The sequence below is a fragment of the Nocardia amamiensis NBRC 102102 genome (genome assembly GCF_001612745.1).
Classification (GTDB): Bacteria; Actinomycetota; Actinomycetes; order Mycobacteriales; family Mycobacteriaceae; genus Nocardia; species Nocardia amamiensis.
Genome location: NZ_BDBA01000019.1, coordinates 45,729 through 56,821, shown reverse-complemented (window position 1 = coordinate 56,821; position 11,093 = coordinate 45,729). Strand labels below are relative to the sequence as shown.

Below are 11,093 nucleotides of genomic sequence, written 5' to 3'. Positions count from 1 at the left end.
CCGCTGGAGACGGAGGCGGACATGACCACAGCTGATGATGTTTGGTCCGAGCCGGTGGCGATGGCCATTCCGAAGGAAGGGTATTTCAAACTCGAGCACGGCCGGTACGGGCCAATATTCCCTCGCACCCCGGCCAATTATGGTTTCTCGATCATAGCGAGGGTCAAACCCGGTCGGGAGGGGGCGATCCGGGAGTACGGTAAGCAGCTCGAGGCCGCGGTCAAGGAAGACCCGACTGTACTGGCGCCGCTGCAGCTGCACTACCTGCGGTGGGTGTTGTTCGACATCGGTGACGGGTTGTGTTTCCAGTATCAGGGGATATTCGACACCGACTTCGACAAGTACGTCGAGGACGCTATTGCCCTGTTCCTGTCGACAGGTATCACGACCGTCTTCGTGAACCTCGAAGGGTTTCCCGACGACTGGAAGACCGATACCGATGCGGTCGTCAAGTTCTTCCGTGAGCATCAATTCCCGAGCTTCCTGGAGTACGGCGAGTACCCATATGTGACCGCAGCAGAGATCAAGAAAGCACTGCGCGTGAAGGCGGCATTCTCCGACATGCTCGACCAGATGCAGTAGTACCGCGAGGTTCGGTGATGCTCGAACTCGACGACATCCAGCACATTGTGCTGACCCGCGTCCCCGCGCTGACCGGACGCTACGAGTTCCTGTCGTTCACCAGTGGCGACGGTGGGCGAGCGTGGCTGTCGGCCATGGTCGACCGGGTGGCCTCGGCGGCCGACGCGCAGCGCTCCGTGAGCACCGGCCGCCGATGGGTCACACTCGCGTTCACCTGGACGGGGCTGCGCGCGCTCGGCGTGCCCGAGCAGTCGCTGGCGACCTTCCCCGAGGAGTTCCGGCAAGGCATGGCGGCGCGAGCAGGCATCCTCGGTGACACCGGGCTCGATCACCCCGACCACTGGGTCGGTGGACTGGCCGACGACAACCTGCACGCGATCGCGATACTCTTCGCCCAGGACGATGCCGAACGCGTTCGCTGTGTGCAAGCACACAACCAACTGGTCGCCCGGTGCGCGGGAGCGACGGTGCTGTCGTCGCTGGACGTGGCGGCAGTTCCGCCGTTGGAGTACCCGCACGACCATTTCGGCTACCGCGACCGGTTGTCGCAGCCGGTGATCGAGGGCTCCGGTGAACAGCCGACGCCGGGCACGGGCGCCCCGATCAAGGCTGGGGAGTTCATCCTGGGATATCCCGACGAGGACGGTCCCCGGGTTGGACTGCCGCAACCGGAGGTGTTGTCGCGTAACGGCAGCTACATGGCTTACCGGCGCCTCCAGGAACACGTCGGGCGATTCCGCGATTTCCTGGCCGAGCAGACTGACACCCCTGAGGAGCAAGAGTTGCTGGCCGCGAAACTGATGGGCCGCTGGCGCAGCGGCGCCCCCTTGGTGCTCGCCCCCGAGCAGGACGACCCCGAGCTCGGTGCTGATATGCGGCGCAATAACGATTTCAACTACAAACAGATGGACCCCTATGGTTATGCGGCACCGCTGGGTTCGCACATCCGCAGGCTGAATCCCCGCGACACCGCGGTGAATATGCAACGCCGGCGCCTGATCCGCCGGGGCGCCACCTACGGACCACACCTCCCGGAAGGCGTTCCCGAGGACGGCGCCGAGCGCGGAATCGCGGCCTTCGTGCTATGTGCAAGCCTGGTACGTCAATTCGAGTTCGCCCAGAACGTGTGGATCAACGACAAAACCTTCCACGAACTCGGCAACGAGCGCGACCCGATCATCGGTAATCAAGACGGAACCCTGGAATACAAGATCCCCAAACGCCCGATTCGCAAAATCATCACGGGATTACCGGCGTTCACAACTCTCCGGGGTGGCGCGTACTTCTTCCTGCCGGGTCTTCGCGCCCTGCGTTACCTCTGCACGCTCACCGACAACGAGATGACATTATGAGCACCATCACCCCGGCGCGCACCTACAACCAATCCCAGCTGCCCCGTCCCTACACTCGCGGCAAACGCCGATTGAGCATTTACTGGACCTGGAGCTACCCCTGGGAAGCCCAGCGCGACCCCGCCGCGCTGGACAACCGCTTCTCCACCATGACCGAAGTGCGCCAGGCCACGTGGCCGGCCTACGAGACACCCGAATACGACACCGCCCACTTCCTGCAAGGCATCGCGGGGACGCTGGAGCTGTTCCACCGCTCCACGCTCACCTTCCAGCAGGTCGCCGGAGAGGCCACCGGCCACTCCGTCGCCGTCTTTCAGCGCATCGATCAAGCCGGGTTCGAACTACCGATCGACGAACGCATCCTCGCCGACACCGATACCCTCATGATCTTCGGGCTCGACCACATAGTCGGTCAGGCAGAAGCCGAGCCCGACGAGATCGCAGCCATCCACGAGTGGTTACAACGCGAAGAGACCTGTCTGCTCCTGGCGCCACACCACGACGTCGGCTGCACCGATGACCTCCGGCAACGCCAAGTCGAATACGAACACCACGGCGACCCGCTGGTGCCACGCCAACAACGCTTCAGCGCCTACACCCGCTCACTGATGAAAGCCCTCGACGTTCCGGTGTACAACATGTACGGGCTCCGCCCCGCCGTCGTCGGAGATGCGAAATCCATTGCGCCATTGACCACCTTCCGCGACCTCGACGATCTGCAGTTGCTCGACAACGTGACCACTCTCAATTTCCACCCCCACCTCCCGCATTACCACCTCACCACATCCGCAAGCGAATCCGTGCGGCTGCTCGCCCGCCAACCCATCGACCTCGGCCGACCCCACCCTTTCACCGCCGAGGGCAACACAGAATTCAACACCCTGATCTGGTTGCCGCCCACCGACCAGCGCGCCGGCGACATCGTGATGATCGACTCCACCAACTTCACGACCCTGTTCGGCGGAACGGAAAGCCTCGTCAACCTCTGGCGCAACGTCGCGCTCATGAAGTGACACCGCTCCGAGGAGAATTTGCATGTCGACAGCCCGAGCAACAAGCAACAAAGCGACGTTCAGCCGCCTCCACGACGCCGTCAACAGCGGCGATGCGGAACTCGTCGCGAAGACGATCGACGAGGTCGTCGAACCGGACATGCTGTTCCACGCGCCAGTGCCGATGGACGCGACGGGGGCGCAGGCACTGAAGCAAGTGTGGGTGGTGCTCCTTCGCGCGTTCCCCGACATTCACGTCGCGATCGAGGATGCGATCGCTGAGGAGGACAAGGTCGTCTTCAGGAATACGGTTACCGGGACCCACCAGGGCGAGTACCGGGGCATGCCACCAACCGGCAAACCCGTCACATACAACGAGATCTTCATCGTCCGCTTCGCAGGCGGTCGAATCGCCGAGATATGGGGAGTCGTCGATGTCTTCTCGCAGATGCAACAACTCGGCGCCATTCCGTCCTAGTCTCGTCCTGGGCCGATCACTCCGGAGGTGTCGTGTCGGAGCCCGTAGAGACCTACGGTGGAGATATGACCGCCTTGGAGTATCGGCACGTGCTCGTCGCGCGGGACGGCGACACGGTACGCATCACCATGAACCGGCCGGAGCAGCGCAATGCGCTGTCGGGCGAGCATCTCGCCGAACTGCTCGCCTCGTTCCGGGCTGCCGGCGAGACCGACGCCACCGGGATAGTGCTCGGGGCGCGTGGTCCGGTGTTCTCGGCGGGACATGATTTCGCCGACGTCGCGGCGCGCGACCTGCTCGGCGTGCGGGAACTGCTCACACTGTGCATCGAGCTCATGTCGACCATCGAGTCGGTGCCGCAGGTGGTGATCGCCCGGGTGCAAGGTCTGGCCACGGCCGCCGGCTGCCAGCTGGTGGCCTCATGCGATCTCGCCGTCGCCGCCGAATCGGCCGGTTTCGCGCTCCCCGGCGGAAAGGGGGGCTGGTTCTGCCACACTCCCGCGGTACCGGTGGCCCGGGCCGTCGGCCGTAAACGCCTGATGGAACTGGCCCTCACCGGCGACCCGATCGATGCCCGCACCGCCGAACAGTGGGGTCTGATCAACCGAGCGGTGCCAGACGCCGAGCTGGACACCGCCGTGGGCGAGTTGCTCGCCCGCGCTACTCGAGGCAGCCGGGCCAGCAAGGCACTGGGCAAACGCACTCTCTACGGCCAGCTCGACCGCCCCGAAGCAGATGCCTACGCCCTTGCCCTGGAAGTCATGGCCGCCGCGGCTCACCTCCCCGGCGCCCGCGAAGGTATGGCGGCCTTCCTAGCGAAGCGCCCACCCGTCTGGCGCGATTAGCACCGCCAGAGAAACTCTCCTCACAGCGGCGCGCCACTCAGTGTGGTGGCGAAGATACGGGCCAACGCGTTCGGCGGCGGTCTGCAACAACGCGACGCTCGGCCCCGACGGGCCACCTCGGTGACAACCGAGGGTGCTCACGACAGGCCGCGGCGAGCGGGGCTGTGCAGGCGTCAGGACGCGTCCGACGGTGGCAACGATCGCGTCCTTTTCCGCCGGAAGCGTGGGCTCGGTGCTCCTAGCGTCGGTGCAATGCACATCGATCTGATTCCGGACGAACGGGTCGCTGCGCTGCGGACGCCCGTCGTTTGGTTCATGGCGCTCGCGGCTGCGCTCGGCACCGCCAGTATCTATCCGCTGCAACCGGCCATCGCGGAAGTGGCCGGTTCACTTCAGGCGTCGCTCGCAGCGGTCGGCACGGCTCTGGCGTGCGGGCCGCTCGGCTATCCGGCGGGGCTGGCGCTACTGGTACCGCTGGTCGATCGGTTCACGCCGCGGATGGTGGTGTCGGCCCAGTTCGGCGCACTCGCCGCCGCGTTGGCGGCGAGTGCGGTGGTCGGTTCGATCTGGCTGCTCGGCCTTGTCGTCGGCCTGATCGGGGCGGGGTCGTTACCACGCGAATTCGGCTACAGTTCAGTGTCTTTCGCGGAAACCGACCGGTGTGGCGTATCCGTCCAATGCCGAGATCCCGGATGGCCGAGCGGATATCGTGGATGGATGAACAGTCGGTGGGGTGATCTTCTCCGTGATCCGGTGCTCATCGGGGGAACCGCGATCTCGGTCTTTCTGGGTGTCTTGTTCTACGTTCGCTCCGACACCAAGACGGCTCTGGGTGTGTTCGCCGGTCTGATCGGTGTCGTCATTACGCTTCAGATCCAGGCGATACTGCTCGTGCAGCGTAAGAGCGTGAACGCGACCAGGTACGCCAGGATCGAGAACACGTTGGACGAAATCAATTGGCTCGCACCGCTGACCGAGGATATCGTCAACAAGGCCGCCAATGTCAACACCAATCTCTCGGGAACACCCGGGATAGAGCTGTGCCAGCAGATCATTCAGGAATGCCGAGGCCGGCTGGTCGACCTCGAGCACGGGCACTACGAACCGACATACGGAGACCAGAGGCTTTTCCTCGACCTGACGCGCAGGGTGCAAACTATCATGCGGGCGACGAGTGCCCAAGGGGTCGATCTGTCCTGGTGGACCTCCCCGCGCAGCCAAGAGTATTGGCGCTTGCACCGGGAGGCCCTCGCCCGCAATGTGGCGATCAAACGAATATTCATCTTCAACGACTGGACCCCGGAGTTGGAAACTCTCGCCGCGACCCAGCATGCGGCGGGCATCGAAATTCGGCGAATCCACTCCGACCACATCCCAGCGGATCTCAACGCGGACATCGTCGTGTGGGACGACCGGTGCGGCTACGAAACACGCAGCAATGCGGCGGGTGCGGCCGTGCGCAATTTCTACACCCTGTCCACCCACGACGTGCAGTCGCTGATCGCCAAGTTCGACCGCATTTTCACCCTCGCCGAGACCTACGTCCCAGAGGTTCCGGCACCGTGAGCCATGCCGATTGCGAGATCGCTGTGGTCGGTGCGGGAATAGTCGGTACGGCTGTCACCTGTGAATTGGCTCGCCGAGGTGCGGCCGTCACGCTCATCGCACCGCGGCCGGATTTCGGCAGCGCCAGCGCGGCGGCGGGCGCGATGCTGTCGATCTTCTCCGAGATCGAGCCGGATCACCCACCCGACTGGACAGCCGCGGATGTCGTCGAGCGGCTTCGATCGGATCGGTTGTGGCAGGACTGGCTCGCGTCGCTGACCGAACGCGGAGCACGAATACGGTCCGATGCCGGAACCTGGGTGGTCGGCAGGCCGGACGAATGGCGCGCGCTGGAGGCGATCGGTTCGGCCGCTCGTCGCCACGGCCAGGTTGCCGAGGAGCATCGGGCGCACGAGGTGCCGGGCTTGGCGGGCCGCAAGCGGAATATATCGACCGCCTTGTGGTTGCCGAGTGAGTCGTCGGTGGACGCGTTCGACGTGCTCACCGCATTGCACGAGTGCCTGCGCGGGAACCCGTCGGTCACCTGGATCGATGCCACCGCTACATCCATGACCGTGGCGGACGCGCGGAAAACGGTGCGCACGACAACCGGGAGTGTCCGGGCCAGGCGCGTGATCGTCGCCGCAGGAGCCGCGAGCGCGGCGCTCACCGCGTCGGCGGGGATCTCGCTCGGTGCGGCCGCGCTGGTGGGCGGCCACGGCAGCGGTCTGCTGGTGCGAGCGCCTAATCCACCGCGTCATACGATCCGCACCGCGAATCGCGCATTCTCCTGCGGCACGCATCTGGTGCCGCGCGCGCATGGATTAACCTATCTCGGATCCAGCAATAGGTTCCGACGCATCAAATCCTCCGGCGCGACGACACGCACAACCCTCGACGAGATCACCGTGCTGACCGACGCGGCGACATCAGAATTGGACGAGAGCATCTTCGAAGCCGAACTGATCTCCACGCACGCCGGCGTGCGCCCGTTCACCCTGGATCGTCTTCCACTGGTGGGGCCCACCGGCGATACGGACATTCTGCTGGCGACCGCGACCTATCGGTCCGGCTACATGCTGGCACCGCGCATTGCCGAACTGATCGCCGACGAGATACAGGACCCCGGCGCGCACCGCGGACACCCCTACGCCGTCGATCGCCGGTTCCCCGTGCCCGACACCGAGACGGTGCTGCGGTCCGGCGGTGCCGGGTTGATCGAGGCACTGCTCGAACCCGGCGGACATCTCCCGCCCGGAGTCTCGGATCGCCTCACGACGTTCATCGTCGAGGCACTGCGGATGGCGCTGGCCGACTCCGATGACGACAAGATGGTGCAGGCGTTACGCGAACTCTGGAGCGAGGTGCCGATGGCGGAGACGATTCCGGCGCTGCTGCGCCTGACCCAGGAGCTGAAAGGGCGGTCGGCGCGGTGACCTCCGCTCCGCCGCGGCGCGCGACCGTCATCGGCTCGGGCATTATCGGCCTGACCAGCGCGATCTGTCTCACCGACGCCGGATTTCAGGTCACGATCGTCACCGCGTCGATGCCCGGCGATACGACCTCGGCCGCCGCGGGCGCGATCTGGGGCCCCTACGAGACCGGCGGGGGCCACCGTCCGACCCTCTGGGCCAGACAAACCCTGTCGGAACTGATCGATCTCGCCGCGCTGCCAGGCACCGGCGTCTACCTCGTGCCCGGCATACAGGCGTCGGAAAGCGAAACCCCCCAACCGTCCTGGAGTTCGGACGTCGAATCGTTCGAAACCTGCCCGGCCGAAGAACTACCCCCCTCCTACCGCACGGGCTGGCACTTCTCGGTCCCGATCATCGACATGCCGCGGCACCTGGCCTCCCTGGTCGACCGGTTCCGGTCCGGTGGCGGACGAATCGAGATGCGCGATGTGAAAGGGCTGCGATCCGAGCGGCGCGATGGCCTCCTTCTGGTGAACTGCACCGGCATCGGGGCACGTGAGCTCGTCGGCGATTCCTCCGTGTCGCCTGCGCGCGGTCAGGTCGTTGTGGTCGAAAATCCTGGGATCGAAGAGTTCTTCGTAGCGAAGCGCGGTGACAATCCCGAGCAGCTGTACGTGCTGCCGCACGGCGATACGGTGTCGCTCGGTGGCACCTTCGAATTCGGGAACTGGAACGCCACGCCCGACCCCGAGGTAGCCCGCGGGATCATCGACCGCTGTACCGCCGTGTGCCCCGGTCTTCAGGGTGCGGCGGTCGTCGGTCACCGGGTGGGGCTTCGCCCGTGTCGTCCGGCGGTCCGGCTGGAAGTATCGGACGAGCCGGGTGCCGGGCTGGTGATCCACAACTACGGTCACGGTGGTTCAGGGGTTTCGATGGCCTGGGGTTGTGCCAGGGAGACAGTCGATCTCGCGCTCCGTGCCATCGGAACCCGGGAAGTTCTGTGAGGTGTCTGGATGGCGTCCTCTGCGGCTCGTCACAAGGATGATGTCGGTGTAGCCGTCCGATGTGCCGTCGCGCAGAAATCCGGCGAACCCAGCGGCGCCCGCGGGTGTCGCGGGAATACCGGCCCGGCCCAGATGCGCACTCGCGGTGCGGAGTTCGCTGTCGGAGACCTCGATCGCCGACCCCGCCGACTCCCGGATAGCCGCCATCGCCTCCACCCCGTGCAGCGCATTCCAGTTGCACAGCGGGAGATTGTCCGGTGATTCGGTGATCGACTCCGGTGCGCACGCGAGATGGTGATCACTGCCCACCGAGAAGCTGTGGGTGATCGAGTTGTTCCCCGCGCTCGACACCGCATGCAGTTCCACCGCCGAGCCCGACTCCACGACCGCCGCCCAGCAGCCTGCGACAGTGGTTCCGTTGCCGGTCGGTATCCATAACCGGGTCCGCCCGCGCGCACCACAGTTTTCGATGAAAAGCCTGACACGCTCGGCGATTCCCGCGAGCAACACATCACTCCACGGCCCGTCCACATTTCCATCGGCGACGAAGGATGACGCCGCGGCGGCGCGCTTACTGGCGGCAACCGCGTGCTCGTAGGTTTTCCCTGCCCGCACGACCGTCGGCGACAGACGTCGCAGTATCGCAAGCGTCTCCTCCGGCGTGGATTCGGGAACGAATGCCGTTGCACTGATGCCACGCTCCCGACAGGCGAGCAGCAACGCCACACCGTAGTTGCCGCAGGTGCCGACGACCACTTCACGGTATCGGGACGGCAGCGCACTGATCAGCCTGCGTGCCATCCAGTACTTGTGATTGAGCGCATGATTCGCGCTTTCATCCCAGAGAATCGGCTGCATTACATCAATACGTGGACATCCCCCGCCCGGCGGTCAATATCGGGCATCGCATTGACAGGTAGTGGCGTCCTGGTGCCGACGACCTCGCGCCACTGCGGCTACGTCCAGCTGCGGCAAGCACGATCAGCCCGGGCCATCTGGAACGACTGTGAAGCATCCTCTCCCCGAGTCGATTCCGTGATGATCGAGAATCGCGCCCGGAACGCCGCCGGGGCGCACGCCCGCGGCGCGCAATCAGCAGGTCACGTCGACATCGGCAGACTTGGCGAACGACACATGCACATGGTCGTAGTGATTGGCGGTCGGGCTCCCGCGGTCTTCCAGGTACGACCACCCGTTGCCGTCGTTGTACCGCTGCCGCCAGATCACGTAGGTCACGCCGAAGCGCTGCTTATTGGCCAGCACGAAGTCGGCGATCGCGTCGCCGCGCGCGAAATCGGATGTCATGAGATCGAGTGCCAAGCCCGCGCCGTGGTCACCGTCGCCACGTCCGACGGCGCCGCCGATCTCGGTGATGCCGAACGTCTTCTTGAGCAGGTTGCCCACCTTTGCCACGTGCGGCCGTGTGCCGGCGAGTTCCGTCGAACACGGAGTCGGTGGGGGCAGGTGTTGTGCGGCTTCCTTGGCCGAGGGTGGTGGTAGCTCGGCTGGGGCCGCTGCCGCCGCCGGTGCCGGCTGAGTCGTTGACGGCCCGGTGGTCGGAGCAGAGTCGGTTTCGACGGCGGACGATGGCGGCGAATCGACCGCCGCGGCATGCTGGGCAGCCGGGCTCAGTCGGATCGCCACCCACAGTACGACGGCGATAGTCGCCGCGATGCCACCCACAGCCAGGGGCGTGAGCTTCCGGGCTGCGGTCGGCTTGCGGTGTTGACCAGGCATGATGTCGATTACCGGTTACTGTCGAGAATAGGTCACCGATACATTACGAAACGGTCCCGAAAATGTCACGCCGAGATGCCGGTTGACGCCCTGGACAGGGTGTTCTTCCTGGCGCGGCAGCAAGGACGGACCGTCGAGCTGGAATGTGAGTGCACCGCAGTTCGCGGTAACCGACGTGGAGGCGTCGTGGGGTGAGAATGTTCGAGCTGCTCAGCAGCCTGTATGCCGGACGGTAGAGCTGCAGTTCTATCGGTAGCCCCGTTTGAGCAGGTACTTGGCCCCTGCCTCGAAGCCGGCCGGGCTGAGCAGTTCGAAGCCGAATGCGTCGGCGAGCCGGTCGGTCGTGTTGAACGCGGCGCAGACGGCCAGCGCGTCCTCGATCTGCCGGGGTGTGACACCTGCGGACAGCACTTCCTGCATGTCCTCGACGCCCACCGTTCCTTCCCGGGTCAGCTTGCCGAGCATCCGCAGCGTTGCCCGCAGTCCCTCCTCGATGGGGGCCGATTCCACGTCGGCCAGCACCGCGCGCACCTTTGCGCTGTCGAGGTACGCCTGCTCTGCGGTCGCGGTGTGTGCGCCGATGCAGAACGCGCATTCGTTGACCTTCGACACGAAGGCCGCCATCAGCTCTCGGTCGGCTACCGACCAGGCGGAGGCCCCCCGCATTGCCTCGTGGGTGAACTTCTTCGCCCTGGCACCGTAGAAGTCGGGCCGGTAGAACACCAGCTTGGCGGCGTCCGGTACCGGCTGCCCGGAGAACGCCCGGATGAGCGCGAACAGCAACTTGGTCCCGGGACGGTAACCGTGGTTGAGGATGTCGAGGCGCACTATCCGGCCTCCTCGCTGCCGGTAGCTTCGGCCAAGGCCGCCAGTCCCGCGTCGTACTGCCGGGCGGACTGGCCGACCGCAGCGGATATCACCAGCTCGAAGAGTTGGTCCTCGCTGAAGCCCGATGCCTTGGCTGCGGCGAAGTCCGCGCCGGTGACCTGCGTTGGCCTGGTGGCGACCTTGTCGATCAGCGGGTGCAAGGGCGGGGGAACATCGGCGTTGCGAAAGGCGCGGGCGCGCTGGTCGGCGGATGTGGTGCCCTTTCCGTTCAGGACGCGGTCCACCAGAGCACGATGCGCTGCTCGCTTCTTGTCC

Annotated in this window: 12 protein-coding genes; 8 read left to right on the top strand and 4 right to left on the bottom strand. The window is 65.3% G+C overall.

What is annotated here, in order from left to right; genetic code table 11:
- Nucleotides 1-21 precede the first annotated feature (21 nt).
- The 8 genes from NA4_RS05410 (at nt 22) to NA4_RS05375 (ending at nt 8,213) form a co-directional block, all read left to right on the top strand.
- Entirely contained in the window at nt 22-582 is a 561-nt protein-coding gene (locus tag NA4_RS05410; protein WP_067464887.1) for a hypothetical protein, read from the top strand.
- A gap of 17 nt (nt 583-599) precedes the next feature.
- Nucleotides 600-1,934, top strand: a complete 1,335-nt coding sequence (locus NA4_RS05405; RefSeq protein WP_067464786.1) for a Dyp-type peroxidase — start codon at nt 600-602, stop codon at nt 1,932-1,934.
- A complete protein-coding gene (locus NA4_RS05400; protein ID WP_067464784.1) occupies nt 1,931-2,947 on the top strand; it encodes a hypothetical protein in 1,017 nt (338 codons plus the stop codon). The genes NA4_RS05405 and NA4_RS05400 overlap by 4 nt, the downstream gene beginning before the upstream one ends.
- A 22-nt stretch (nt 2,948-2,969) precedes the next feature.
- The gene (locus NA4_RS05395) at nt 2,970-3,404 is read left to right on the top strand and encodes an ester cyclase (protein ID WP_067464782.1); all 435 of its coding nucleotides are present in this window, start codon (nt 2,970-2,972) and stop codon (nt 3,402-3,404) included.
- Nucleotides 3,405-3,469: 65 nt separating this feature from the next.
- Nucleotides 3,470-4,249, top strand: coding sequence for an enoyl-CoA hydratase-related protein (locus NA4_RS05390; RefSeq protein WP_067464779.1), 780 nt, complete (start codon nt 3,470-3,472; stop codon nt 4,247-4,249).
- A gap of 252 nt (nt 4,250-4,501) precedes the next feature.
- Nucleotides 4,502-5,815: an MFS transporter gene (locus tag NA4_RS41890; protein ID WP_067464772.1), complete on the top strand. Its 1,314-nt coding sequence runs from the start codon at nt 4,502-4,504 to the stop codon at nt 5,813-5,815.
- Entirely contained in the window at nt 5,812-7,230 is a 1,419-nt protein-coding gene (locus tag NA4_RS05380; protein ID WP_067464769.1) for an NAD(P)/FAD-dependent oxidoreductase, read from the top strand. The genes NA4_RS41890 and NA4_RS05380 overlap by 4 nt, the downstream gene beginning before the upstream one ends.
- Nucleotides 7,227-8,213 carry an FAD-dependent oxidoreductase gene (locus NA4_RS05375; RefSeq protein ID WP_067464766.1) on the top strand — a complete coding sequence of 329 codons (987 nt, stop codon included), beginning with the start codon at nt 7,227-7,229 and terminating at the stop codon, nt 8,211-8,213. The genes NA4_RS05380 and NA4_RS05375 overlap by 4 nt, the downstream gene beginning before the upstream one ends.
- Here the strand turns inward: NA4_RS05375 and NA4_RS05370 are convergent.
- From NA4_RS05370 to NA4_RS05355, 4 genes are all read right to left on the bottom strand, one after another.
- Nucleotides 8,130-9,071 (bottom strand): pyridoxal-phosphate dependent enzyme, encoded by a 942-nt coding sequence (locus tag NA4_RS05370; RefSeq protein ID WP_067464763.1) that lies wholly within the window; start codon nt 9,069-9,071, stop codon nt 8,130-8,132. The genes NA4_RS05375 and NA4_RS05370 overlap by 84 nt on opposite strands.
- A gap of 234 nt (nt 9,072-9,305) precedes the next feature.
- Nucleotides 9,306-9,950, bottom strand: coding sequence for a VldE C-terminal domain-containing protein (locus NA4_RS43475; protein WP_067464761.1), 645 nt, complete (start codon nt 9,948-9,950; stop codon nt 9,306-9,308).
- 246 nt (nt 9,951-10,196) lie between these two features.
- Nucleotides 10,197-10,778 (bottom strand): carboxymuconolactone decarboxylase family protein, encoded by a 582-nt coding sequence (locus tag NA4_RS05360; protein ID WP_067464759.1) that lies wholly within the window; start codon nt 10,776-10,778, stop codon nt 10,197-10,199.
- Nucleotides 10,778-11,062, bottom strand: coding sequence for a carboxymuconolactone decarboxylase family protein (locus NA4_RS05355; RefSeq protein ID WP_245671120.1), 285 nt, complete (start codon nt 11,060-11,062; stop codon nt 10,778-10,780). Before NA4_RS05355 ends, NA4_RS05360 begins: the two co-directional genes overlap by 1 nt.
- Between the last annotated feature and the right edge of the window lie 31 nt (nt 11,063-11,093).